The organism is Caballeronia sp. GAFFF1 (genome assembly GCF_023630705.1).
Taxonomy (GTDB): domain Bacteria; phylum Pseudomonadota; class Gammaproteobacteria; order Burkholderiales; family Burkholderiaceae; genus Caballeronia.
The window spans coordinates 17,118-39,229 of the sequence record NZ_JALQEM010000023.1 but is presented as its reverse complement, the minus strand read 5'-3'; the positions used below and the strand labels follow the sequence as shown (position 1 = coordinate 39,229).

General features: G+C 61.7%; 30 protein-coding genes. 26 read left to right on the top strand and 4 right to left on the bottom strand.

Features of this window, described 5'->3' with window-relative positions:
• The first annotated feature begins 280 nt into the window (after nucleotides 1–280).
• The 20 genes from rplN to dsbD all read left to right on the top strand — a co-directional run bounded on the left by rplN (nucleotide 281) and on the right by dsbD (nucleotide 11,718).
• Nucleotides 281–649, top strand: a complete 369-nt coding sequence (gene rplN, locus NCR37_RS12330) for a 50S ribosomal protein L14 (protein WP_006998478.1) — start codon at nucleotides 281–283, stop codon at nucleotides 647–649.
• Between the two features lie 9 nt (nucleotides 650–658).
• The gene (gene rplX, locus NCR37_RS12325) at nucleotides 659–967 is read left to right on the top strand and encodes a 50S ribosomal protein L24 (protein ID WP_159837177.1); all 309 of its coding nucleotides are present in this window, start codon (nucleotides 659–661) and stop codon (nucleotides 965–967) included.
• 14 nt (nucleotides 968–981) lie between these two features.
• The gene (gene rplE, locus NCR37_RS12320; RefSeq protein ID WP_159837176.1) at nucleotides 982–1,521 is read left to right on the top strand and encodes a 50S ribosomal protein L5; all 540 of its coding nucleotides are present in this window, start codon (nucleotides 982–984) and stop codon (nucleotides 1,519–1,521) included.
• A gap of 7 nt (nucleotides 1,522–1,528) precedes the next feature.
• On the top strand, nucleotides 1,529–1,834 hold the full coding sequence (rpsN, locus tag NCR37_RS12315; protein ID WP_061126156.1) for a 30S ribosomal protein S14: 306 nt from the start codon (nucleotides 1,529–1,531) through the stop codon (nucleotides 1,832–1,834).
• A gap of 14 nt (nucleotides 1,835–1,848) precedes the next feature.
• Nucleotides 1,849–2,244 carry a 30S ribosomal protein S8 gene (gene rpsH, locus NCR37_RS12310; protein ID WP_035967610.1) on the top strand — a complete coding sequence of 132 codons (396 nt, stop codon included), beginning with the start codon at nucleotides 1,849–1,851 and terminating at the stop codon, nucleotides 2,242–2,244.
• Nucleotides 2,245–2,263: 19 nt separating this feature from the next.
• Nucleotides 2,264–2,797 carry a 50S ribosomal protein L6 gene (rplF, locus tag NCR37_RS12305; RefSeq protein WP_250473237.1) on the top strand — a complete coding sequence of 178 codons (534 nt, stop codon included), beginning with the start codon at nucleotides 2,264–2,266 and terminating at the stop codon, nucleotides 2,795–2,797.
• Between the two features lie 12 nt (nucleotides 2,798–2,809).
• Nucleotides 2,810–3,175 carry a 50S ribosomal protein L18 gene (rplR, locus tag NCR37_RS12300; protein ID WP_035967614.1) on the top strand — a complete coding sequence of 122 codons (366 nt, stop codon included), beginning with the start codon at nucleotides 2,810–2,812 and terminating at the stop codon, nucleotides 3,173–3,175.
• Between the two features lie 14 nt (nucleotides 3,176–3,189).
• On the top strand, nucleotides 3,190–3,708 hold the full coding sequence (gene rpsE, locus NCR37_RS12295) for a 30S ribosomal protein S5 (RefSeq protein WP_061170928.1): 519 nt from the start codon (nucleotides 3,190–3,192) through the stop codon (nucleotides 3,706–3,708).
• A 10-nt stretch (nucleotides 3,709–3,718) separates the two neighbouring features.
• The gene (gene rpmD / locus NCR37_RS12290) at nucleotides 3,719–3,901 is read left to right on the top strand and encodes a 50S ribosomal protein L30 (RefSeq protein WP_006400644.1); all 183 of its coding nucleotides are present in this window, start codon (nucleotides 3,719–3,721) and stop codon (nucleotides 3,899–3,901) included.
• Nucleotides 3,902–3,931: 30 nt separating this feature from the next.
• Complete coding sequence (rplO, locus tag NCR37_RS12285) at nucleotides 3,932–4,366, top strand: 50S ribosomal protein L15 (RefSeq protein ID WP_175946452.1); 435 nt, start codon at nucleotides 3,932–3,934, stop codon at nucleotides 4,364–4,366.
• A gap of 41 nt (nucleotides 4,367–4,407) precedes the next feature.
• Nucleotides 4,408–5,754, top strand: coding sequence for a preprotein translocase subunit SecY (gene secY, locus NCR37_RS12280; protein ID WP_159837172.1), 1,347 nt, complete (start codon nucleotides 4,408–4,410; stop codon nucleotides 5,752–5,754).
• A gap of 9 nt (nucleotides 5,755–5,763) precedes the next feature.
• The gene (infA, locus tag NCR37_RS12275) at nucleotides 5,764–5,982 is read left to right on the top strand and encodes a translation initiation factor IF-1 (protein ID WP_004521905.1); all 219 of its coding nucleotides are present in this window, start codon (nucleotides 5,764–5,766) and stop codon (nucleotides 5,980–5,982) included.
• 20 nt (nucleotides 5,983–6,002) lie between these two features.
• Entirely contained in the window at nucleotides 6,003–6,119 is a 117-nt protein-coding gene (gene rpmJ / locus NCR37_RS12270; protein WP_004199844.1) for a 50S ribosomal protein L36, read from the top strand.
• A 41-nt stretch (nucleotides 6,120–6,160) separates the two neighbouring features.
• Nucleotides 6,161–6,526: a 30S ribosomal protein S13 gene (rpsM, locus tag NCR37_RS12265; RefSeq protein WP_008344037.1), complete on the top strand. Its 366-nt coding sequence runs from the start codon at nucleotides 6,161–6,163 to the stop codon at nucleotides 6,524–6,526.
• 28 nt (nucleotides 6,527–6,554) lie between these two features.
• A complete protein-coding gene (gene rpsK, locus NCR37_RS12260; RefSeq protein ID WP_006052224.1) occupies nucleotides 6,555–6,959 on the top strand; it encodes a 30S ribosomal protein S11 in 405 nt (134 codons plus the stop codon).
• 146 nt (nucleotides 6,960–7,105) lie between these two features.
• Complete coding sequence (rpsD, locus tag NCR37_RS12255; protein WP_250473236.1) at nucleotides 7,106–7,729, top strand: 30S ribosomal protein S4; 624 nt, start codon at nucleotides 7,106–7,108, stop codon at nucleotides 7,727–7,729.
• Between the two features lie 146 nt (nucleotides 7,730–7,875).
• Nucleotides 7,876–8,853: a DNA-directed RNA polymerase subunit alpha gene (locus NCR37_RS12250; protein ID WP_159837170.1), complete on the top strand. Its 978-nt coding sequence runs from the start codon at nucleotides 7,876–7,878 to the stop codon at nucleotides 8,851–8,853.
• Between the two features lie 160 nt (nucleotides 8,854–9,013).
• Nucleotides 9,014–9,409 (top strand): 50S ribosomal protein L17, encoded by a 396-nt coding sequence (gene rplQ / locus NCR37_RS12245; protein ID WP_008344047.1) that lies wholly within the window; start codon nucleotides 9,014–9,016, stop codon nucleotides 9,407–9,409.
• Between the two features lie 148 nt (nucleotides 9,410–9,557).
• Complete coding sequence (gene cutA / locus NCR37_RS12240; RefSeq protein ID WP_250473235.1) at nucleotides 9,558–9,890, top strand: divalent-cation tolerance protein CutA; 333 nt, start codon at nucleotides 9,558–9,560, stop codon at nucleotides 9,888–9,890.
• The gene (dsbD, locus tag NCR37_RS12235; protein WP_250473248.1) at nucleotides 9,883–11,718 is read left to right on the top strand and encodes a protein-disulfide reductase DsbD; all 1,836 of its coding nucleotides are present in this window, start codon (nucleotides 9,883–9,885) and stop codon (nucleotides 11,716–11,718) included. Before cutA ends, dsbD begins: the two co-directional genes overlap by 8 nt.
• A 54-nt stretch (nucleotides 11,719–11,772) precedes the next feature.
• Here dsbD and hemB read toward each other — a convergent pair whose 3' ends face one another.
• Nucleotides 11,773–12,771, bottom strand: coding sequence for a porphobilinogen synthase (hemB, locus tag NCR37_RS12230; protein ID WP_250473234.1), 999 nt, complete (start codon nucleotides 12,769–12,771; stop codon nucleotides 11,773–11,775).
• 260 nt (nucleotides 12,772–13,031) lie between these two features.
• Nucleotides 13,032–13,685, bottom strand: coding sequence for a ribosome biogenesis GTP-binding protein YihA/YsxC (gene yihA, locus NCR37_RS12225; protein ID WP_175946462.1), 654 nt, complete (start codon nucleotides 13,683–13,685; stop codon nucleotides 13,032–13,034).
• A gap of 308 nt (nucleotides 13,686–13,993) precedes the next feature.
• On the opposite strand from yihA, the gene NCR37_RS12220 reads away from it, so the two are divergent.
• The 5 genes from NCR37_RS12220 to msrQ all read left to right on the top strand — a co-directional run bounded on the left by NCR37_RS12220 (nucleotide 13,994) and on the right by msrQ (nucleotide 20,075).
• Nucleotides 13,994–14,656, top strand: a complete 663-nt coding sequence (locus tag NCR37_RS12220) for a c-type cytochrome (RefSeq protein WP_250473233.1) — start codon at nucleotides 13,994–13,996, stop codon at nucleotides 14,654–14,656.
• Between the two features lie 175 nt (nucleotides 14,657–14,831).
• On the top strand, nucleotides 14,832–17,075 hold the full coding sequence (locus tag NCR37_RS12215; RefSeq protein ID WP_250473232.1) for a cytochrome c biogenesis protein ResB: 2,244 nt from the start codon (nucleotides 14,832–14,834) through the stop codon (nucleotides 17,073–17,075).
• A gap of 4 nt (nucleotides 17,076–17,079) precedes the next feature.
• Nucleotides 17,080–18,282 (top strand): c-type cytochrome biogenesis protein CcsB, encoded by a 1,203-nt coding sequence (ccsB, locus tag NCR37_RS12210; protein WP_250473231.1) that lies wholly within the window; start codon nucleotides 17,080–17,082, stop codon nucleotides 18,280–18,282.
• A 132-nt stretch (nucleotides 18,283–18,414) separates the two neighbouring features.
• Entirely contained in the window at nucleotides 18,415–19,404 is a 990-nt protein-coding gene (gene msrP, locus NCR37_RS12205) for a protein-methionine-sulfoxide reductase catalytic subunit MsrP (protein ID WP_250473230.1), read from the top strand.
• Nucleotides 19,405–19,406: 2 nt separating this feature from the next.
• Nucleotides 19,407–20,075, top strand: coding sequence for a protein-methionine-sulfoxide reductase heme-binding subunit MsrQ (msrQ, locus tag NCR37_RS12200; RefSeq protein ID WP_250473229.1), 669 nt, complete (start codon nucleotides 19,407–19,409; stop codon nucleotides 20,073–20,075).
• Nucleotides 20,076–20,124: 49 nt separating this feature from the next.
• Here msrQ and lysA read toward each other — a convergent pair whose 3' ends face one another.
• A complete protein-coding gene (lysA, locus tag NCR37_RS12195) occupies nucleotides 20,125–21,387 on the bottom strand; it encodes a diaminopimelate decarboxylase (protein ID WP_250473228.1) in 1,263 nt (420 codons plus the stop codon).
• Between the two features lie 45 nt (nucleotides 21,388–21,432).
• Nucleotides 21,433–21,756 (bottom strand): LPS translocon maturation chaperone LptM, encoded by a 324-nt coding sequence (lptM, locus tag NCR37_RS12190; protein WP_250473227.1) that lies wholly within the window; start codon nucleotides 21,754–21,756, stop codon nucleotides 21,433–21,435.
• A 35-nt stretch (nucleotides 21,757–21,791) separates the two neighbouring features.
• Here lptM and cyaY point away from each other — a divergent pair, with 35 nt between their 5' ends.
• Entirely contained in the window at nucleotides 21,792–22,109 is a 318-nt protein-coding gene (gene cyaY, locus NCR37_RS12185) for an iron donor protein CyaY (RefSeq protein WP_250473226.1), read from the top strand.
• Nucleotides 22,110–22,112 lie beyond the last annotated feature (3 nt).

Here is a 22,112-nt window from a genome sequence, read left to right as displayed (position 1 = left end):
TGCAGTAAGTAGTGGTGTCGCAGTAAGTTTCGCTTGCAAGACCGGGATTATTTGTTATAATCTCGGTCTTCCCTCTTTGTGGGAGCCCCGTCGCGGGCGAAATTGGTGGGGGAAGCCGGTTCGGGCGCCAGCCTGTATCGACAGATTCACCGGATTGCGATGGCGGGTTTCGTCTGCCCTCGCTGCCTGTTCTAACCCAAGCAGCCGATTGGCTGACGGGACCAAGACTGACCGGATGCGCCATGGTGGTGCGACCGGATTAAGTTGGGAAAGATAAACCATGATCCAGACCGAAACTCGGCTTGAAGTGGCCGACAACACGGGTGCGCGTGAAGTCATGTGCATCAAGGTGCTCGGCGGCTCGAAGCGTCGTTACGCTAGCATTGGCGACATCATCAAGGTGACCGTCAAGGAAGCGACGCCGCGCGGACGCGTGAAAAAGGGCGAAATTTACAACGCCGTGGTCGTTCGCACGGCCAAAGGCGTGCGTCGCCAGGATGGCTCGCTGATCAAGTTCGACGGCAATGCCGCTGTCCTCTTGAATACGAAGCTCGAGCCGATCGGCACGCGTATTTTCGGGCCGGTGACGCGTGAACTGCGTAGCGAACGATTCATGAAAATCGTTTCGCTCGCGCCGGAAGTGCTGTAAGGAGTCGCGATGAACAAGATTCGCAAGGGTGACGAAGTCATCGTCATCACCGGCAAGGACAAGGGCAAGCGCGGCACCGTGCTGGCCGTTGCGGACGACCGTGTGACCGTCGAGGGTATCAACCTCGTCAAGAAGCACGTGAAGCCGAACCCGATGAAGGGTACGACGGGCGGTGTGGAAGCCAAGTCGATGCCGCTGCATATTTCGAACGTCGCTCTCGTCGACGGGAACGGCAAGGCATCGCGTGTTGGCATCAAGGTCGAAGACGGCAAGAAGGTTCGCTTCTTGAAGTCGACCGGCGCCACGCTCAACGCCTGATGCGGAGTTAAAAAATGGCTCGTCTGCAAGAGATTTATAAAGAAACGGTTGTGCCGCAACTCGTTGAAAAGTTCGGCTACAAGTCCATCATGGAAGTGCCGCGCATCACCAAGATCACCCTGAACATGGGCCTTGGCGAAGCCGTCGCTGACAAGAAGATCATCGAAAACGCCGTGGGCGACCTGACGAAGATTGCTGGCCAGAAGCCGGTTATCACGAAAGCGCGCAAGGCAATCGCAGGCTTCAAGATTCGTCAGGGCTACCCGATCGGCGCGATGGTCACGCTGCGCGGTCAAGCGATGTACGAATTCCTGGACCGCTTCGTGACGGTTGCGCTCCCGCGTGTGCGTGACTTCCGTGGCGTGTCGGGCCGTGCATTCGACGGTCGTGGCAACTACAACATCGGTGTGAAAGAGCAGATCATTTTCCCCGAAATCGACTACGACAAGATCGACGCGCTGCGTGGGCTGAACATCAGCATCACGACTACCGCGAAGACTGACGACGAAGCAAAGGCGCTGCTCGCCGGCTTCAAGTTCCCGTTCAGAAACTGAGGTTACCGTGGCTAAACTGGCACTGATCGAACGTGAAAAGAAGCGTGCGCGCCTGGCTGCTAAGTACGCTCCGAAGCGTGCTGAACTGAAGGCTGTGATCGACGACGCAAGCAAGTCGGACGAAGAGCGTTACTTCGCTCGTCTGGCCCTGCAACAACTGCCGCGTAACTCGAACCCCACTCGCAAGCGTAACCGCTGCGCGATCACGGGTCGTCCGCGTGGCACGTTCCGGAAGTTCGGCCTCGCGCGTAACAAGATTCGCGAGATCGCCTTCCGCGGCGAAATCCCTGGCCTGACCAAGGCGAGCTGGTAATAGGAGAAACATAAATGAGCATGAGTGATCCTATCGCCGATATGCTGACTCGCATCCGCAATGCGCAGATGGTCGAGAAGGTTTCGGTGACTATGCCCTCGTCGAAAGTCAAGGTTGCGATTGCGCAGGTTTTGAAGGACGAAGGTTATATCGACGACTTCGCAGTGAAGGCTGAAGGTGCGAAGACGGAATTGAACATCGCGTTGAAGTACTACGCTGGCCGTCCGGTGATCGAGCGCCTCGAGCGCGTCTCGAAGCCTGGTCTGCGCGTGTACCGCGGTCGCAACGACATTCCGCAGGTCATGAACGGCCTGGGCGTTGCCATCGTGTCGACGCCGAAGGGTGTGATGACCGACCGCAAGGCGCGCCAGAACGGCGTCGGCGGCGAAGTCATCTGCTACGTCGCTTAACGCCGAAGGGAGAAGAAACATGTCTCGAGTAGGTAAAAGCCCGATCGCGCTGCCGCAAGGCGCGGAAGTGGCCGTCAAGGGCGACGTCATCACCGTCAAGGGGCCGCTCGGCACGATCTCGCAAGCGGGTAATCCGCTGGTGAGCGTGGCGAACGACAACGGCACGCTGAACTTCGCGCCGGCCGACGAAAGCCGTGAAGCAAACGCGATGTCCGGCACGATGCGCGCCCTGGTGGCGAACATGGTGCACGGCGTCACCAAGGGTTTCGAGCGCAAGCTGACGCTGGTTGGCGTCGGTTATCGTGCGCAAGCGCAAGGCGACAAGCTGAACCTGTCGCTGGGTTTCTCGCACCCGGTGGTGCACCAGATGCCGGAAGGCATCAAGGCTGAAACCCCGTCGCAGACCGAAATCGTGATCAAGGGGATCGACAAGCAGAAAGTCGGACAAGTCGCGGCGGAAGTGCGCGGCTATCGCCCGCCGGAGCCCTACAAGGGCAAGGGCGTGCGCTATTCCGACGAGGTCGTGATCCTCAAAGAAACGAAGAAGAAGTAAGGGTGCGCAATCATGGATAAGACTCAATCTCGCCTGCGCCGCGCTCGTCAGACGCGTATCAAGATCGCTGAGCTGCAGGTCGCGCGTCTCGCCGTGCATCGCACGAATACGCACATCTACGCGCAAGTGTTCTCGGCGTGCGGCACCAAGGTGCTCGCAAGCGCTTCGACGCTCGAAGCCGAAGTGCGCGCAGAGCTGGCCGACAAGTCGGGCAAGGGCGGCAACATCAACGCTGCAACCCTGATCGGCAAGCGTATTGCCGAAAAGGCCAAGGCTGCCGGCATCGAATCCGTCGCCTTTGACCGCTCGGGTTTCCGCTACCACGGCCGCGTGAAGGCGCTGGCTGATGCGGCGCGCGAAGCCGGGCTCAAGTTCTAAGGGAAGAATTCGTCATGGCAAAGATGCAAGCGAAAGTTCAGGCTGACGAACGCGACGACGGCCTGCGCGAAAAGATGATTTCGGTCAACCGCGTGACCAAGGTCGTGAAGGGTGGCCGTATTCTCGGCTTCGCCGCACTGACCGTGGTTGGCGACGGCGATGGCCGCGTCGGCATGGGCAAGGGCAAGGCGAAGGAAGTTCCGGTTGCCGTTCAAAAGGCAATGGAACAAGCCCGCCGCAACATGTTCAAGGTGCCCCTGAAGAATGGCACGTTGCAACACGAAGTCCACGGCAAGCATGGCGCTTCGGCGGTCCTCCTCGCTCCGGCGAAGGACGGTACCGGCGTGATCGCCGGCGGTCCGATGCGCGCAGTGTTCGACGTGATGGGCGTGCAAAACGTTGTGGCCAAGAGCCACGGTTCGACGAACCCGTACAACCTCGTCCGTGCGACGCTGGATGGTCTGCGCAAGCAGTCGACTCCGGCCGACATCGCGGCGAAGCGTGGTAAGTCCGTCGAAGACATTCTGGGCTAAGGTGGGCACCATGTCTGAAAAAACTGTCAAGGTTCAGCTCGTCAAGAGCCTGATCGGGACCCGCGAATCGCACCGCGCAACGGTGCGTGGCCTCGGCCTGCGTCGCCTGAACTCGGTCTCCGAGCTGCAGGACACGCCGGCAGTGCGCGGGATGATCAACAAGGTCTCGTACCTCGTTAAGGTCATCGCCTAAGCGGCCGACCACGGATCCAAGGAGTTGAACATGGAATTGAATAACCTGAAGCCGGCGGAAGGCGCGAAGCACGCTAAGCGTCGCGTCGGTCGCGGGATCGGTTCGGGCCTCGGCAAGACCGCGGGCCGCGGCCACAAGGGTCAGAAATCGCGTTCGGGCGGCTTTCACAAGGTCGGCTTCGAAGGCGGTCAGATGCCTCTGCAGCGTCGTCTGCCGAAGCGCGGCTTCACCTCGCTGACCAAGGAATTCGTCGGTGAAGTGCGCCTCTCGGATCTCGAGAAGCTGCCGGTCGACGAAATCGATCTCCTGGCGCTGAAGCAAGCGGGTCTGGTCGGCGAACTCATCAAGAGCGCGAAGATCATCAAGACCGGCGAGATCAGCCGCAAGGTCACGGTGAAGGGCCTGACGGCAACGAAGGGCGCCCGTGAGGCAATCGAAGCCGCTGGCGGCTCGTTCGCCGAGTAACGCGCTTTCGCCGTTACTAGCACTAGCATCGGAGAAGGTTCTTGGCTAACAGCCCGAGTCTCGCAAAACCCGGTCGAAGCGCGGCGAAATTCGGCGATCTGCGTCGGCGTGCAGTGTTCCTGCTGCTGGCGCTGATCGTCTACCGCATTGGTGCGCACATTCCGGTTCCCGGCATCGATCCGGATCAACTGGCCAAGCTGTTCCAGAGCCAGTCGGGCGGCATCCTTGGCATGTTCAACATGTTCTCGGGTGGCGCGCTGTCGCGATTCACGATCTTTGCGCTGGGCATCATGCCCTACATTTCGGCGTCGATCATCATGCAGTTGCTGTCGATCGTGTCGCCGCAGATGGAGGCGTTGAAGAAGGAAGGGCAGGCGGGGCAGCGGAAGATCACGCAGTACACGCGTATCTTCACCGTGGTGCTCGCGACCTTCCAGGCGTTCGGTATCGCAGTGGCGCTGGAGAATCAGCCTGCTTTGGTGCTGGACCCCGGCATGGTGTTCCGGCTGACGACGGTCGTCACGCTGGTGACGGGCACGATGTTCCTGATGTGGCTGGGTGAGCAGATCACGGAGCGCGGTCTCGGCAACGGCATCTCGATCATCATCTTCGGTGGTATCGCGGCGGGTTTCCCGAACGCGATTGGCGGTCTGTTTGAACTAGTCCGCACCGGGTCGATGAGCATCATCTCGGCGATCATCATTGTCGTGCTGATCGCGGCGGTCACGTATCTGGTCGTGTTCATCGAACGCGGTCAGCGCAAGATCCTCGTGAACTATGCGAAGCGCCAGGTCGGTAACAAGATTTACGGCGGACAGTCGTCCCATCTGCCGCTGAAGCTCAACATGTCGGGTGTGATTCCGCCGATCTTCGCGTCGTCGATCATCCTCTTCCCGGCAACCATCCTGAACTGGTTCAGTTCGGGTACGCGCACCAACTGGTTCGCGAACACGCTGCATGGCGTGGCCGAGGCCATCAAGCCCGGTCAACCGGTGTACGTGCTGCTGTATGCGTTGGCGATCGTTTTCTTCTGCTTCTTCTACACCGCACTGGTGTTCAACAGCCGGGAAACCGCCGACAACTTGAAGAAGAGCGGTGCATTCGTTCCGGGTATCCGTCCGGGCGATCAGACTGCACGGTATATCGACCGCATCCTCACGCGTTTGACGCTGGCCGGTGCGATCTACATTGTGTTCGTGTGCCTGTTGCCTGAGTTCTTGGTGTTGCGCTGGAACGTGCCGTTTTATTTTGGTGGAACGTCGCTGCTGATCATTGTCGTCGTCACGATGGACTTCATGGCTCAGGTGCAGTCGTACGTTATGTCGCAACAATATGAATCGCTGCTCAAGAAGGCAAACTTCAAGGGCGGCAATGTCCCGATGCGTTAATTAAGGACTATGGCCAAAGACGATGTAATCCAGATGCAGGGCGAGGTGATTGAAAACCTGCCCAACGCTACTTTCCGGGTGAAATTGGAAAATGGCCATGTCGTCCTGGGACACATTTCTGGAAAGATGCGGATGCACTACATCCGCATCCTGCCAGGCGACAAGGTTACGGTTGAATTGACGCCTTACGATCTGTCTCGTGCACGGATCGTGTTCCGGGCGAAGTGATTTGAAAAAAGGGTAATATCATGAAAGTGATGGCATCGGTTAAGCGCATTTGCCGCAATTGCAAGATCATCAAGCGCAAGGGCGTTGTGCGCGTGATTTGCAGCTCTGATCCGCGCCACAAACAGCGTCAAGGCTGAACGCCGCGCTTTTGCTTGCGCTTTTTGTTTGAGGAAAAACAATGGCTCGTATCGCAGGGGTTAACATCCCGAATCACCAGCATACCGAGATCGGCCTGACGGCAATCTTCGGCATCGGACGCACGCGTTCGCGCGGCATTTGCACCGCAGCTGGTGTGGAATTTTCGAAGAAGGTCAAGGACCTCACTGACGCAGACCTCGAAAAGCTGCGTGACGAAGTGGGCAAGTTCATCGTCGAAGGCGACCTGCGCCGTGAAGTGACGATGAACATCAAGCGCCTGATGGACTTGGGTTGCTACCGCGGCATGCGTCACCGCAAGGGTCTGCCCCTGCGCGGCCAGCGCACCCGCACGAATGCCCGTACGCGCAAGGGTCCGCGTCGTGCAGCGCAATCGCTGAAGAAGTAAGCGGAACTGACAGTTACAGGAAAACGTAATGGCTAAGGCTTCGAACAACTCCGCGGCGCAACGCGTTCGCAAGAAGGTTAAGAAGAACGTCGCCGAGGGCGTGGTTCACGTTCACGCGTCGTTCAACAACACCATCATCACGATCACCGATCGTCAAGGTAACGCTCTCGCGTGGGCGACGTCGGGCGGTCAGGGTTTCAAGGGCTCGCGTAAGTCGACGCCGTTTGCAGCTCAGGTCGCAGCCGAATCGGCTGGCCGCGTGGCGATGGAATACGGCGTGAAGAACCTCGAAGTGCGGATCAAGGGCCCCGGTCCTGGCCGTGAATCGGCGGTGCGCGCGCTGCATGGTCTTGGCATCAAGATCACCGCGATCTCCGACGTGACGCCGGTCCCGCACAACGGTTGCCGTCCGCCGAAGCGCCGTCGCATCTAACGCGATGACGCGAACGCATGCTCCTGCTGATGCGAAAGTATCGGCGGGATTCGTGCGTCAATGAATTGACTAAGCCCACCGTTCGACCCAAGGGGTTCGGACTAGCGCGGATGCAAGTTCGCGTGACTAATTTTTAAGGATTCAACGTGGCACGTTATACCGGTCCTAAAGCCAAGCTGTCCCGCCGTGAAGGCACCGATCTGTTCCTGAAGAGCGCGCGTCGCTCGCTCGCCGACAAGTGCAAGCTCGACAGCAAGCCCGGCCAGCACGGCCGCACGTCGGGCGCGCGTACGTCCGACTACGGCACCCAGTTGCGCGAAAAGCAGAAAGTGAAGCGTATTTACGGCGTTCTCGAGCGTCAGTTCCGCCGCTACTTCGCTGAAGCCGACCGCCGCAAGGGCCCGACGGGCGAGAACCTGCTGCAACTGCTCGAGTCGCGTCTCGACAACGTCGTGTATCGCATGGGCTTCGGCTCGACCCGCGCTGAAGCGCGTCAGCTCGTGAGCCACAAGTCGATCATGGTGAACGGCCAGGTCGCTAACATCCCGTCGCTGCAAGTGAAGGCTGGCGATGTCGTCTCCGTGCGCGAACAGTCGCGCAAGCAGGCGCGTATCGTCGAAGCGCTGTCGCTGGCAGAGCAGGGCGGCCTGCCGAGCTGGGTGTCGGTCGACGCGAAGAAGTTCGAAGGCACGTTCAAGTCGATGCCGGAGCGTAGCGATATCGCTGGCGACATTAACGAAAGCCTGATCGTCGAATTGTATTCGCGTTAATCGCGCGGCCTTCGCGCAGTAACCGGATCTGCAGCCGGGGAGCCTGATTGCTCGTGGCAAAGGGGCATCCCCGGCTGTGTATTTTCAGGTTGTTACCGGTCAGCCTTATCGGTGTAACGAGCCGAGGGTATTGAAAAGGAAAACCTATGCAAACCAGTTTGTTGAAGCCCAAGATCATTGCAGTTGAATCGCTTGGCGAAAGCCACGCGAAAGTGGTTATGGAGCCGTTCGAACGCGGCTATGGCCACACCTTGGGTAACGCGCTTCGGCGCGTGCTGCTATCGTCGATGGTGGGCTACGCGCCGACCGAAGTGACGATCGCAGGCGTCGTGCACGAATACTCGACGCTCGATGGTGTGCAAGAGGATGTGGTCAACCTGCTGTTGAACCTGAAGGGCGTCGTCTTCAAGCTGCATAACCGCGACGAAGTCACGGTCACGCTGCGCAAGGAAGGCGAAGGCGTGGTCACCGCCGGCGATATCGAACTCGCGCACGACTGCGAGGTCATCAATCCGGAACACGTGATCGCTCATCTGTCGAAGGGCGGCAAGCTCGACGTGCAGATCAAGATCGAGAAGGGCCGCGGCTATGTGCCGGGCAACGTGCGTCGCTACGGCGAAGATTCGGCAAAGATTATCGGCCGTATCGTGCTGGACGCGTCGTTCTCGCCGGTGCGTCGCGTCAGCTACGCCGTGGAAAGCGCGCGTGTCGAACAGCGTACCGACCTCGACAAGCTCGTGATGAACATCGAAACCAACGGTGTTATTTCGCCTGAAGAAGCGATCCGTCAATCGGCGCGCATTCTCGTGGACCAGTTGTCGGTGTTCGCAGCCCTGGAAGGCACGGAAGCGGCTGCCGAAGCGCCGTCGCGTGCGCCGCAGATCGATCCGATCCTGCTGCGTCCGGTGGACGACCTCGAACTCACGGTTCGCTCGGCGAACTGCCTGAAGGCCGAGAACATCTACTACATCGGCGATCTGATCCAGCGCACGGAAAACGAGCTGCTGAAGACGCCGAACCTGGGCCGCAAGTCGCTGAACGAGATCAAGGAAGTGCTGGCTTCGCGTGGTCTGACGCTCGGCATGAAGCTCGAAAACTGGCCGCCGGCCGGTCTGGACAAGTAAGGTCTGCAAGTCATCGCGGACGTCGCGCTGTAACTGGCAAAGACGCGGATTTTGCTTTAAAATCCGCGTCTTGCTTTTTCTTCGACCGGCCCGTGCGCCTTTTCCGTGAAAGCGGAGCGCAATAGAAGAGCTGGATCAAAACTCGTTAAAGGAACTGAAAATGCGTCACAAGCATGGTTTGCGGAAACTGAACCGCACGAGCAGCCACCGTCTGGCAATGCTCCGTAACATGTCGAACTCGCTGATCGAGCACGAAGTCATCAAGACGACGCTGCCGAAGGCCAAGGAACTGCGCAAGGTCGTCGAGCCGCTGATCACGCTCGGCAAGAAGCCGTCGCTGGCAAACCGCCGTCTCGCGTTCAACCGCCTGCGCGATCGTGATTCCGTCGCGAAGCTGTTCGACGTGCTCGGCCCGCGCTACGCGAACCGTCCGGGTGGCTACCTGAGCATCCTGAAGTTCGGTTTCCGTGTCGGCGACAACGCCCCGATGGCGCTGGTCCAGCTGATGGATCGCCCGGAAGTCGAGGAAACCGAAGAAGTTCAGGAAGCTGAATAAGTTTCGGTAGCAGTCAGCAAAAAGGCCAAGCTCAGCTTGGCCTTTTTTGCTTTTGGCCGGAGCCGTTCCGCGGGCCGGTTCGGTAGCGATGCGGCGCCGTCGGCGAATGCTACGATATTGGTCGTTACCTGCTTCTCTGGAGCCGCGAGTGAACGTCCCCGTCGTCCTGATGCTGACCACGTTGCCCGACGCCGAATCGGCGAACGCGCTCGCTCAGGAAATTCTCGAAGCGCATCTCGCTGCGTGCGTCACCAAGCTCGGCGCGGTCGAATCGCACTATCACTGGAAGGGCGCAGTGGAGTCGTCGCAGGAAGTGCAGGTGCTTATCAAAACGAGCGTCGCGCGGGCAGATGAGCTTCAGCAATTCGTCGCGCAGCGGCATCCGTACGAGACGCCGGAAATTCTCGTCTGGCAGGCGGATGCGTCGCCAGCCTACGGCCAGTGGGTCAATGCAGAAACGCAGCGTGCCATTCATGTTTGAGCTTTCTCGATTTTTCGGGCGTCGCGCATGGGGCGCGTTTCTACTGCTGGCGGTGCTCTGCGGTGTCATGGGCGCGGCGCGGGCCGCCGACGACTTTCTTGATCCGAGCGTCGCCTTCAAATTCAGCGCGTCAGAGCAGCCGGGCGAAGTCGACGTGCGGTACAAGATCGCCGACGGCTACTACATGTACCGCGAGCGGTTTGCTTTCGCGGTCAAAACCGGCGAGGCGACTATCGGCGCCGCGCAATTGCCGGCCGGCAAGATTCACTTCGATCAGACGTTCAATAAGGATGTCGAGACGTATCGGGGCGAGTTGCTGATCCGCATCCCCGTCGCGCAGGCGAAAGGCCCCTTCGAACTGGCCGTGACGTCGCAAGGTTGCGCCGATCAGGGCATTTGCTACCCGCCGATGGAGCGCACGTATCGCGTGAAAGACGCCGCGCTGCAGCCTGCGGGCGCTCGGACGCTGGCTCGGTCCGCGACGGATGCATCGCAATCTTTCTTCGAGCGCGCGACGAGCGCTGACTACGCGCAGTCGATGCTCGAAGGCGGCGGATTTTTCGCCGTCGTCGGTCTGTACTTTCTCGCCGGCATGGTGCTGAGTCTGCTGCCGTGCTCGTATCCGATGATCCCGATTCTGTCCGCCATCATCGTGGGCGAGGGCGCGCGGGCGACGCGGGCGCGCGGCTTCGCGCTGTCCGTTTCCTATGTCGTGGGCATGGCGCTCGTGTACACCGCGCTCGGCGTGGCGGCGGCGCTGATCGGCCAGGGTCTCGGCGCGTGGCTCCAGAATCCGTGGGTGCTCGGCGCGTTCGGCGTCTTGCTCACCGTCTTCGCTGTCACGCTGATCTCGGGCGTCGATATCGCGCTGCCCGAGCGCTGGCAAAGCGGCGTGAACGAGGCATCGCATAAGCGCAGCGGGGGGAAGTTCGCCGCGGTCGCCGTCATGGGCGCGCTGTCGGCGCTGGTCGTCGGCGCGTGCATGACGGCGCCGCTTTTCGCAGTGCTCGCGTTCATCGCGCACACGGGCAACGCGCTGCTCGGCGGTGCGGCGCTTTTCGCGATGGGCATCGGTCTGGGCGTGCCGCTGCTCGTCATCGGGCTCGGCGCCGGTTCGATTCTGCCGCGTGCGGGCGCTTGGATGGACGGGGTGAAAGGGTGCTTCGGCGTCGTGCTGCTGGCGGCGGCGTTGTGGATCGTGTGGCCGGTGATCGGCGGCGTCGCACGTATGCTGCTCGGCGCGCTGTGGCTCTTGATTGCAGCAGCGTCGCTCGGCGTGTTCGGCGCGGTCACCGCTGCGCCGGCGAACGTCTGGAAGCGCCTCGGGCGCGGGCTCGGCGCGGTTTGCGTCATCTGGGCCGCCGCGCTTATCGTCGGTCTCGCGGCAGGCTCGACCGATCCGTTGCAGCCGCTCGCCGTCCTGACATCGCGCGCCGATCCGGCCGCGACTGCCGCCGCGCGGAATCAATCGCCGACTTTTGCGCCGGTGCGATCGTCGACGGAACTGGACTCGGCCGTCAAAGCCGCCGCCCGCCCGGCGATGCTAGACTTCTACGCGGACTGGTGCGTCTCCTGCAAGGAGATGGAGAACCTGACCTTCTCCGATTCCCGCGTTCAGGCGCGGCTCGCCCAACTGAACCTGCTGCGCGCCGACGTCACCGCGAACAATGCGGACGATCAGGCGCTGCTGAAGCGTTTCAAGCTGTTCGGGCCGCCGGGCATCATTTTCTTCGACGCGCAGGGCAACGAGGTTCTGCGAGTTGTCGGCTATGAGTCGGCGGACACGTTCCTGAAGCGCCTCGACAAGCTCGGGCCCTCGAACGGCTAAAAGAAAAGGGCGATGCCAGAACGCATCGCCCTTTGTTTCGCGTGATCGCGAAGCTTACTTCGACGCGCGCAGAATCCGCGCAGCGTCCAGCGCGAAGTACGTCAGCACGCCGTCCGCGCCCGCGCGCTTGAACGCGAGCAGCGATTCCATCATTGCCTTGTCGTGATCGAGCCAGCCGTTCTGCGTGGCGGCCTTGATCATCGCGTATTCGCCGCTGACCTGATACGCGTACGTCGGAAAGCGGAACTCGTCCTTCACCCGCCAGACGATATCGAGATACGGCATGCCCGGCTTGACCATCACCATGTCCGCGCCTTCCTCGATATCCATGCGCACTTCGCGCATGGCTTCGTCCGAGTTCGACGGGTCCATCTGATACGTCATCTTGTTTCCCTTGCCGAGATTGGCGGCCGAGCCGACCGCGTCGCGGAACGGGCCGTAGAACGCCGACGCGTACTTCGCGGCATACGCCATGATGCGCGTGTGGATGTGGCCGTCGCTTTCCAGCATTTCGCGGATCGCGCCGATACGCCCGTCCATCATGTCCGACGGCGCGACGATATCCACGCCCGCTTCCGCCTGCGTGCGGGCCTGATCGACGAGAATCTCGCTGGTTTCGTCGTTCTTGACGTAGCCTTCTTCGTCGAGCACGCCATCCTGACCGTGGCTCGTGTACGGATCGAGCGCGACGTCGGTCAGCACGCCGAGCATCGGGAAGTTCTTCTTCAGTTCGCGCACCGCGCGCGGAATCAAACCATCGGGATTGGTCGCCTCGCGGCCATCAGGCGTCTTGAGCGACGGCTCGATCGCCGGGAAAAGCGAAATCACCGGCACGCCCAACTCGACGCATTGCTCCGCGACCTTCATCAGCAGATCGACGGACGTGCGCTCGACGCCCGGCATCGACGGCACCGCCTGACGCACATTCGTGCCTTCGACGATGAACACCGGATAAATGAGGTCGTTGGTGGTGAGAATGTTCTCGCGCATCAGACGGCGCGAGAAGTCATCGCGGCGCATGCGGCGCGGGCGATGATGCGGATAAAAACTCATGACTCGACTCGAATTGACGTGCTTCAGGAGGAGATCCGAAACGTGCGCTGTGTGGCTCAAAGCCATGCTGGATAAGCCGGCGAGCGTTTCGGAGGCGCTTTGAGACAATGGTATATCATAGCCAGCGAGCAAGGCGCTCGCGCCGCGCTCCCCGCTTCTCCTCCCTGAGCGGGTGCCTGTCGTTATTCGATAAGGCTGTTCACCCGCCGTCATGCGGCGGGTTTTTTTATCCCGCTCGCAGGCTCGCTGCCACTACAAGATCACTCGGCCGCGTCTTCGGATGCCGCTTCGGCCGGCAGCAGCCAGCTTTCGATCAATTCGTGCGCTTCGTCGAGGCCCGTGCGCTTGAGCGCGGAGAACAACTGCACGCTCAACTCGCCGCGATATCCCGCCGCCTTGTATTCGCCGAACGACTTCTGCGTCGCGCGCAGCGCGTTGGTCATCTCTTGTCGCGTCAATTTGTCGCACTTCGTGAGGAGCGCGTGGATCGGCTTGCCGGTCGGCGCGAACCAGTCGACCATGATGCGGTCGAGCTCCGTCAGCGGACGGCGCGAATCCATCATCAAGATCATGCCGCGTAGCTGCGCGCGGCTCTGAAGGTAGGTCGAGAGCAACTGCTGCCAGTGCGCCTTCGCCGCGCCCGGCACTTCGGCGTAGCCATAGCCCGGCAAGTCGACGAGATGCCCGACCGGCGCCGCTTCCGGTCCGACCGAGAAGTAGTTGATGTGCTGCGTGCGCCCCGGCGTCTTACTGGCGAATGCAAGGCGCTTTTGATTGCACAGCACGTTGATCGCCGTCGACTTTCCGGCGTTGGAGCGACCCGCGAAGGCGATTTCCGGCTGCGGCGTCGGCGGAAGGTCGCGCAGGTGATTGACCGTGGTGAAGAAGCGGGCTTGATGGAGCAGAAATGGCATTGGCGGGAGGACTAAAGCGCGCGAAAGAGCGCGAGAGAGAGGCGGCGACTCGAAGCCTAGAGAACCCCGGCGATACTGGGCATGCCCCGACTGGCGTCTTTGCGTGTAGCGGGTTATTGTACAATACGACGGATTTTTAAAGACCCGCATGGGCGCAAGACCCAGGCTGCAGGCGTCACCCATAAAGGAGCGAGACAGTTTCAGGGCATCTTTTGAGCCCTTTCGTTCGGGTACTTGCGGCCATATCCGGCTGCCGTCGTTTTTTGCAGAACCTAACATTCTCACAAGACGAAAAACAGGGTACGCGAATGAACCGACTGTACAGGTCTCTGGTGGTGCTTCAGGCAGCGGCGGCTCTCGGTGGATTGGCGGTATCGATTTCAGTGAATGCGGCGGAGGCGGCCCAGCCGGCCAAGCCGGATGCGGCAAGAGGGCAGGCCATCGCGACCCAGGTTTGCGCGGCGTGTCACGCGGCGGACGGCAACAGCGCCGGCGCTGCGTTTCCCAAGCTCGCGGGGCAGCACGCTGACTACATCGTCAAGCAGTTGAAGGATTACAAGACGCAGCCCGGCGCAAAGGCGCCGGCGCGCAACAATCCGATCATGACGGGCATTGCCGCGGCGCTGTCGGATCAGGACATGGTGAACGTGGCGGCGTACTTCGCGTCTCAGCAGACCAAGCCGAATTACGCTCGCGACAAGACCGACGTCGCGCTCGGCCAGAAAATTTACCGCGGCGGGATTGCCGACAAGGGCGTGCCGGCGTGCGCCGCGTGCCACGGCGCGACGGGAATGGGCATTCCGGTGCAGTATCCGCGGCTGTCGTGGCAGTGGGGCGATTACACCGTCGCGCAGCTCAATGCCTTCGCCCAAGGCACGCGCAACAACAGCGAACCGATGCACGCCATCGCGTCGCGCCTGAACGAAGCGGAAATGAAAGCGGTAGCGGATTACGTCGCCGGATTGCATTAAACGCAGCACGAGAGCGTCCAGCGGTTCCCGGCGGAGAGCAAGAACGCAGGGAATCGCCCATACTACGCACGAAGCCGGCCCACAGAGGCAGGCGCGAAAACAAGAAAAAGGGTGGGACGTCGGTCGGTCAGACCGCTTACGTCTCCACCCTTTTTTGCTGTCAGCCGGAGTTTGAATGAGCATCACCACATCGGGATTGCAGTCGAAGTCGAGCCGTCGCGCCATGAAGCATTTCGTCGAGCTCGTGAGTTCGATGCGCTTTGCCATCGCCTTGCTGGTTGTGCTGGCGATCGCGAGCATCATCGGCACGGTGCTGACGCAGGAAGACCCGTATCCAAACTACGTCAACCAGTTCGGCCCGTTCTGGGCGGACATCTTCCGCGGCCTGAGCCTCTACAACGTGTACAGCGCGTGGTGGTTCATGCTGATCCTCGTGTTCCTCGTGATTTCGGTGTCGCTGTGCGTCGTGCGCAATGGCCCGAAGATGATCGCGGATATCAAGAACTGGAAGGATCGCGTGCACGAGGGCAGTCTGCGCGCGTTCCATCACAAGGGCGAGTTCGTGGTGGGCGCGGATCGCGCCCAGACAGCCGCGGCGCTCGAACGCCTCAGCGCGAAGATGGGCTATCGCTTCGTCCGGCGCGAGACCGACACCGGCGCGACGCTGATCGCCGGCAAGCGCGGCGCGCTCACGAAGCTCGGCTATATCTCGGCGCACCTCGCGATCGTCGTGATCTGCATCGGCGGGCTGCTCGACAGCAATCTGCCGATCAAGCTGCAAATGTGGCTCTTCAACAAGACGCCGGTCGCCACGAACGCGGTCATCAACGACATTCCCGCCGAGCATCGCCTTTCCACGTCGAATCCAACTTTTCGCGGCTACGCGTGGGTGCCCGAAGGGCAATATGTCGGCACGGCCATTCTGAATCAGCAGGACGGCTCGATCATTCAGGACCTGCCGTTCTCCATTCAGCTCGACAAGTTCATCGTCGATTACTACTCGACCGGCATGCCGAAGCTCTTCGCGAGCGATATCGTCGTGATCGATCACAAGACGGGCAAGCGCATTCCGGCGCGCGTCGAGGTGAACAAGCCGTTCACGTATGACGGCGTGTCGATTTACCAATCGAGCTTTCAGGACGGCGGCTCAAAGCTCGAAATGACCGCCTGGCCGATGACCGGCGGCAGCGCCAAGACCGCGCCGTTCAACGGGACGATCGGCGGCACCGCGCCCGTCGCGTCCCAGTTCGCGGGCGCGCAGGGCGAAACCGTCGAATTCACGGATTTCCGCGCGATCAACGTCGAGAACATGACGGACGGCAGCGGCGCGCCGGACGCGCGCGGCGTCGGCAAGAAGGAAACGCTGCGCGACGCGTTTGACGAGCGCCTCGGTTCCGGCGCGAAGACATCGCGGCCGACGGATCTGCGCAATATCGGCCCGTCGGTGCAGTACAAGGTACGCGGCACGGACGGTCAGGCGCGCGAATACAGCAACTACATGCTGCCGGTGGATGTCGGCGGGCAGCGCATGTTCCTCGCCGGCATGCGCGTGAGCCCGAACGATCCGTTCCGCTATCTGCGCATTCCCGCCGACGAGCAAGGCTCCGTCAAGCAGTGGATGGACTTGCGCGCCGCGCTGCAAACGCCCGCGACGCGCGCGGCGGCGGCACACCGATTCGCCATGCGCTCGGTGCCGCAGGAAAACGCCGAGTTGCAGAAGCATCTGGAAGAAAGCGCGCTGCGCGTGCTGAATCTGTTCGCCGGCGCGGACGAAAACGGCGCGACGAGCGCGAATGGTCAGATGAACGGCGGTTTCCAGAGCATCGCGGCTTTCATCGACAAATCCGTGCCTAAGGGCGAGCAGGAAAAAGCCGCGGGCCTTCTGATGCGCATGCTCGAAGGCGCCATGTGGGACGTCTGGCAAATGTCGCGCGAGCAGAACGGCGTGCCCGACGCGAAGATCGACGAAAAGAGCACGGCGTTCGTTCAGGCCTCGATCAACGCGCTTTCTGACAGCTTTCTGTACGGTTCTCCCGTCTTCCTGCAACTGGATTCGTTCAAGCAGGTGCAAGCCTCGGTATTCCAGTTGACGCGCGCGCCGGGTAAAAAAGTGGTGTATCTTGGCAGCCTTCTGCTGGTCGTCGGCATCTTCTCGATGTTCTATGTTCGTGAACGTCGGCTCTGGTTCTGGCTCAAAGATTCAGGGCAGGGCGGCGCGAGCGTGCTGATGGCCATGTCCACCGCACGCCGGACGCTGGATTTCGAGAAGGAATTCGAGCGCACGCGGGCGTCGGTCGGCGCGGCGCTGGGCGCTTCGCCAATCGACCCGGCCGCGCCACCGACCGCTCAGAAAGCGCCGGCGTCCGCCGCGCCGCAATCGCAATCCGAAGCCGCGAGCTCGGAAGTTTCATCACGGTAAGATCATGGACCTCACACAGACTTCCTCCCACGCCTCCGCCAAGACGGAACGTCCGGCATCGAGCCTTCCCGATGTCGCCGTGTTCGACGACCGTCCGTTCTTCCGCAGGCTCGGCGCGCTCGACTGGCTGTTCGCCCTCGCGATGGTCGCGGGCGCGGGTTTCGCGCTCAACCGCTATCACGCGTACATGGACGTGTACGACACGGCGGTGCTGGTCGGCGCGGTGCCGACGTTCGTGGTGCTCGGCTGGCGCTGGAAGCCGGTGCGCTTGCTGATCGCGCTGATCGCGGTCATGTCGCTGCTGTCGATTCAGCTTTATCAGCACGATCTGGCGCGCGCCGACACCAATTTCTTCCTCAAGTATTTCCTGTCGAGCCAGTCCGCGATTCTGTGGATGAGCGCGCTCTTCATTCTCGCGACGCTCTTCTACTGGATCGGACTCGTCACGCGGTCGCAGACGGGCGGCGCGATCGGCTCGCGCATGACGTGGGTCGCGGTGCTGATGGGCTTCACCGGCATGATGGTGCGCTGGTACGAGTCGTACATGATCGGTAGCGACGTCGGTCACATTCCTATTTCGAATCTGTACGAAGTCTTCGTGCTGTTCTGCCTCATCACGTCGCTGTTCTACCTCTACTACGAGCAGCACTACGCGACACGGCAAATGGGCGCGTTCGTGCTGCTCGTGATCAGCGCGGCCGTCGGCTTCCTGATGTGGTATTCGATTGCGCGCGACGCGCAGCAGATTCAGCCGCTCGTGCCCGCGCTGCAAAGCTGGTGGATGAAGATTCACGTGCCGGCGAACTTCATCGGTTACGGCAGCTTCGCGCTCTCCGCGATGGTGTCGGTCGCGTATCTCGCCAAGCAACGCGGCGTGCTGGCGGACCGCCTGCCGTCGCTCGAAGTGCTCGACGACGTCATGTACAAGTCGATCGCGGTCGGTTTCGCGTTCTTCACCATCGCGACCATTCTCGGCGCGCTCTGGGCGGCGGAAGCGTGGGGCGGCTACTGGAGCTGGGACCCGAAGGAAACGTGGGCGCTCATCGTATGGCTGAACTACGCGGCGTGGCTGCACATGCGGCTAATGAAGGGCCTGCGCGGCGCCGCGGCGGCGTGGTGGGCGCTGACGGGTCTGGTCGTGACGACGTTCGCGTTCCTCGGCGTCAACATGTTCCTGTCGGGCTTGCACAGTTACGGCAAGCTGTGAGCCGGCCGGCATAGAAAAAGGGAGAAACCGCCATGCGTCGCGCTGGCGGTTTTTTTTCGTTTCGGCGTGGAATACGGGCACTGGTTCTGCTGTTTGCCTGTGTATCGCGAAAGCAAAGTAGGAGTCGGCTCCATGTGGATCAAACGTAACGGCGCGCTTTATGGCGACGACATCCCCCCTCACGAGATCACGCCGCGCGAGGTGTTCGAGAACCGCCGCCGCGCGCTGCGCTCCATCGGCGCGTTCGCGGCCACGGGGCTCGCCGGCGCGAGCGGTCTCGCCCACGCGACGCTGACATCGCCCGATGCGAAGGGGCAGAAGCTCGCCGCGAAGACCAATGCGAAGTTCGTCGCGCTCGACAAGCCGACGCCGCTCAAAGACGTCACCACGTACAACAACTTCTACGAGTTCGGCACCGACAAGGGCGATCCGGCCGAGCACGCGGGCACGCTGCGTCCGCGGCCGTGGAAAGTGTCGGTGGAAGGCGAGATCAAGAATCCGAAGGTCTACGACATCGACGAGATTCTCAAGATCGCGCCGCTGGAAGAGCGCATCTACCGGCTGCGATGCGTCGAAGGCTGGTCGATGGTCATTCCGTGGATCGGCGTGTCACTGTCCGAGTTGATCAGGCGCGCCGAGCCGACAGGCAACGCGAAGTACGTGCAGTTCATCACGCTCGCGGACCGTTCGCAGATGCCGGGCCTGTCCACGCCGATCCTCGACTGGCCGTATTCGGAAGGGCTGCGCATGGATGAAGCGATGAACCCGCTCACGCTTCTGACCGTCGGCCTCTACGGCGAAGTGCTGCCGAATCAGAACGGCGCGCCGGTGCGTATCGTGGTGCCGTGGAAGTACGGCTTCAAGAGCGCGAAATCGCTGGTCAAAATCCGCTTCGTGGAAAAGCAGCCGCCGACGAGCTGGAACACCTACGCGCCGAACGAATACGGCTTCTATTCAAACGTGAATCCGACCGTGGATCACCCGCGCTGGAGCCAGGCGACGGAGCGGCGCATCGGCGAGGACGGATTCTTCACGCCCAAACGCAAGACGCTGATATTCAACGGATACGGCGATCAGGTGGCGTCGCTGTATCAGGGCATGGACCTCAAGAAGAACTTCTGAACATGCCGACCGCAACCGATATCAAGACGGCGCAGCCGCGGGCGCGCGTGCAGACGGGGCCGCGCTGGATCGTGCCTGCCAAGGTCGTCGTGTTCCTTGCCGCGCTGTATCCGCTTGCGCGCCTCGTGCTGCTCGGCGTGACGGGCGTGCATGGCGGGCTGGGCGCGAACCCGATCGAGTTCATCACGCGGTCGACGGGGCTCTGGACGCTCGTGTTCTTGTGCATCACGCTCGCCATCACGCCCGCGAGACGCCTGACCGGCGTGACCGCGCTTGTGCGCTTTCGCCGCATGATCGGGCTGTATGCGTTCTTTTACGCCGCGCTGCACTTCACGACGTACTTCTGGTTCGACAAGTGGTTCGACATCGCGGAGATTCTGAAGGACATCGGCAAGCGGCCGTTCATCACGGTCGGATTCGCGGCGTTCGTGTTGCTGATTCCCCTCGCCGTTACGTCGCCCAAAGCGATGGTGCGCAAGCTCGGCCGCCGCTGGCAGACACTGCATCGCGCGATCTATGTCATCGCCGCGCTCGCCATCCTGCACTTCTGGTGGATGAAGGCGGGCAAGCACGATCTGATACTGCCGAAGATCTACGGCGCGATCGTGATTGCGTTGCTCGGCTGGCGTCTGCTTGTGTGGCTGAAGTCGAAAGCAGCGACGCGCGCATAAAAAAAGCGATGCCTCGGCATCGCTTTTTCCGTCTGCATTTGAGCGAGCGTCAGTCCGGCAGGATCGACTCTCCGGCGAACAACTGCCGCACGTCCTCGCGTTGGCGCACGAGGCGGGCGCGCTCGCCGTCGACCATGACTTCGGCGGCGCGCGGGCGCGTGTTGTAGTTCGAGCTCATCACGAAGCCGTACGCGCCGGCCGAGCAGATGGCGAGCAAGTCGCCCGGCTCGACAGCCAGATCGCGATCGCGCCCGAGCCAGTCGCCGCTTTCGCAGACGGGACCGACAACGTCGTACGTGTGCGCGGGCGCGTCGCGCTTCACGACCGGCACGATGCGATGAAACGCCTCGTACATCGCGGGGCGCGCGAGGTCGTTCATGGCGGCATCGACAATGGCGAAGCTCTTCTCCTCGCCCGGCTTCAGATATTCGACGCGCGTGAGCAGCACGCCTGCATTGCCGACGAGCGAGCGCCCCGGCTCGAAATACACTTCGCGCTGACCGTGGCCGCGCTTTTCGATATGCGCGAGCAGCGCGCGCACGAAATCGCCGATATCGGGCGGCGTTTCGTCGTCGTAAGTGATGCCCAGACCGCCGCCGACGTCCACATGACGAATGGACATGCCGTCCGACTCGATTTGCTCGACGAGATCGAGCAGCTTGTCGAGCGCGTCGAGATACGGGCTGATCTCGGTGATCTGCGACCCGATATGGCAGTCGATGCCGACAACGTCGAGATTGGGCATCGCGTGCGCTTCGCGATAGGTCGCGCGCGCGTCGCTGAACGCCACGCCGAACTTGTTCGACTTGAGACCCGTGGAAATGTACGGATGCGTCTTCGCGTCTACGTCCGGGTTCACGCGCAGCGAAACCGGCGCTCGCTTGCCGAGCGACTTCGCCACTTCGTTGAGCGCGTGCAGCTCGGGAATCGACTCGACGTTGAAGCACTTGACGCCCGCTTCCAGCGCCTCGCGCATTTCCGCCGCCGACTTCCCAACGCCCGAAAACACCGTGTTCTCGGCCTTGCCGCCCGCCGCGAGCACGCGCGCCAGTTCGCCCGACGAGACGATGTCGAAGCCCGCGCCCATGCGCGCGAACACGTTGAGCACCGCGAGATTGCTGTTGGCCTTCACGGCCACATGAACGACTGCGCGCCGTCCGGCGCACGCATCGGCGTAAGCGCGGTAGGTTCGCGTCAGCGCATCACGGGAATAGACATAGAGCGGCGTGCCGAACTGCTGCGCGAGCGACGCGGCAGAGACGCCTTCGGCGTGCAGCACGCCGTCGACATAGTGGAATGCGGAATCACTCATGCGTGCTTGGAATGGAAGATGCGCGGTGCGCGAAGACCTTGCCGGTCACTCGGCCGACGACGCGGCTTTCGGTGCCGCGGGCGTCGATTTCAGGTCGGTCTCGGGAGCGAGCGAAAGCGGTTCGCCGGACGTGTCGGGCACGTCGCCCGCCGCGTTGGCTCCGGTCTTGCCGGCGCGCGACGCGGTTTCGTCGCTGGGAGTCACGTCGGAAGGCGGCGTATCCTGAATGTTCTCAGGGCGCTGCGGCATGGGAGGCACGACGGGGAGATAGAGCGGACCGCGTTGCCCGCAACCGCCGAGCGTGAGCGTGATCGCGGCACAAACGCTGACAGCCGCTACAATCGCGCTCATCCTGAAAACAGCTCGCATGACCGTCCCTGTACATAGAATCGATGGAGTTTAGCATGACAGACCAGGAATACCTGACCTTGGCGGAGGCCGTGCTGACGGCGATCGAGCGGTCCGTCGACCAGGCCGAAGCCGATATCGAATTCGAGCGAAGCGGCAACGTACTGACGCTCGAATTCGAGAACCGGACGAAGGTGATCGTGAACCTTCAGCCGCCGAAGCACGAAATCTGGCTCGCGGCGAAGGCGGGCGGATTCCACTACAAGTACGTCGACGGGCAGTGGCGGGATACTCGCGACAACAGCGAATTTTTCGCGGCGCTGTCGCAGCATTCCACCGCGCAGGCGGGCGAGCCGGTCAGCTTCTCGGCGTGACCG

Excerpts from the sequence above, each read along its gene's own strand:
- rpsE (WP_061170928.1), top strand. The coding sequence starts at position 3,190 with ATGGCAAAGATGCAAGCGAAAGTTCAGGCTGACGAACGCGACGACGGC.
- NCR37_RS12250 (WP_159837170.1), top strand. The coding sequence starts at position 7,876 with ATGCAAACCAGTTTGTTGAAGCCCAAGATCATTGCAGTTGAATCGCTT.
- NCR37_RS12215 (WP_250473232.1), top strand. The coding sequence starts at position 14,832 with ATGAGCATCACCACATCGGGATTGCAGTCGAAGTCGAGCCGTCGCGCC.
- msrP (WP_250473230.1), top strand. The coding sequence starts at position 18,415 with ATGTGGATCAAACGTAACGGCGCGCTTTATGGCGACGACATCCCCCCT.
- rpsH (WP_035967610.1), top strand. The coding sequence starts at position 1,849 with ATGAGCATGAGTGATCCTATCGCCGATATGCTGACTCGCATCCGCAAT.
- rplX (WP_159837177.1), top strand. The coding sequence starts at position 659 with ATGAACAAGATTCGCAAGGGTGACGAAGTCATCGTCATCACCGGCAAG.
- yihA (WP_175946462.1), bottom strand. The coding sequence starts at position 13,685 with ATGCCATTTCTGCTCCATCAAGCCCGCTTCTTCACCACGGTCAATCAC.
- infA (WP_004521905.1), top strand. The coding sequence starts at position 5,764 with ATGGCCAAAGACGATGTAATCCAGATGCAGGGCGAGGTGATTGAAAAC.
- rplF (WP_250473237.1), top strand. The coding sequence starts at position 2,264 with ATGTCTCGAGTAGGTAAAAGCCCGATCGCGCTGCCGCAAGGCGCGGAA.
- rplN (WP_006998478.1), top strand. The coding sequence starts at position 281 with ATGATCCAGACCGAAACTCGGCTTGAAGTGGCCGACAACACGGGTGCG.
- ccsB (WP_250473231.1), top strand. The coding sequence starts at position 17,080 with ATGGACCTCACACAGACTTCCTCCCACGCCTCCGCCAAGACGGAACGT.
- rplR (WP_035967614.1), top strand. The coding sequence starts at position 2,810 with ATGGATAAGACTCAATCTCGCCTGCGCCGCGCTCGTCAGACGCGTATC.
- rpmJ (WP_004199844.1), top strand. The coding sequence starts at position 6,003 with ATGAAAGTGATGGCATCGGTTAAGCGCATTTGCCGCAATTGCAAGATC.
- msrQ (WP_250473229.1), top strand. The coding sequence starts at position 19,407 with ATGCCGACCGCAACCGATATCAAGACGGCGCAGCCGCGGGCGCGCGTG.
- lptM (WP_250473227.1), bottom strand. The coding sequence starts at position 21,756 with ATGCGAGCTGTTTTCAGGATGAGCGCGATTGTAGCGGCTGTCAGCGTT.
- rplE (WP_159837176.1), top strand. The coding sequence starts at position 982 with ATGGCTCGTCTGCAAGAGATTTATAAAGAAACGGTTGTGCCGCAACTC.
- rpsK (WP_006052224.1), top strand. The coding sequence starts at position 6,555 with ATGGCTAAGGCTTCGAACAACTCCGCGGCGCAACGCGTTCGCAAGAAG.
- rplQ (WP_008344047.1), top strand. The coding sequence starts at position 9,014 with ATGCGTCACAAGCATGGTTTGCGGAAACTGAACCGCACGAGCAGCCAC.
- cyaY (WP_250473226.1), top strand. The coding sequence starts at position 21,792 with ATGACAGACCAGGAATACCTGACCTTGGCGGAGGCCGTGCTGACGGCG.
- lysA (WP_250473228.1), bottom strand. The coding sequence starts at position 21,387 with ATGAGTGATTCCGCATTCCACTATGTCGACGGCGTGCTGCACGCCGAA.
- hemB (WP_250473234.1), bottom strand. The coding sequence starts at position 12,771 with ATGAGTTTTTATCCGCATCATCGCCCGCGCCGCATGCGCCGCGATGAC.
- rplO (WP_175946452.1), top strand. The coding sequence starts at position 3,932 with ATGGAATTGAATAACCTGAAGCCGGCGGAAGGCGCGAAGCACGCTAAG.
- rpsM (WP_008344037.1), top strand. The coding sequence starts at position 6,161 with ATGGCTCGTATCGCAGGGGTTAACATCCCGAATCACCAGCATACCGAG.
- rpmD (WP_006400644.1), top strand. The coding sequence starts at position 3,719 with ATGTCTGAAAAAACTGTCAAGGTTCAGCTCGTCAAGAGCCTGATCGGG.
- NCR37_RS12220 (WP_250473233.1), top strand. The coding sequence starts at position 13,994 with ATGAACCGACTGTACAGGTCTCTGGTGGTGCTTCAGGCAGCGGCGGCT.
- dsbD (WP_250473248.1), top strand. The coding sequence starts at position 9,883 with ATGTTTGAGCTTTCTCGATTTTTCGGGCGTCGCGCATGGGGCGCGTTT.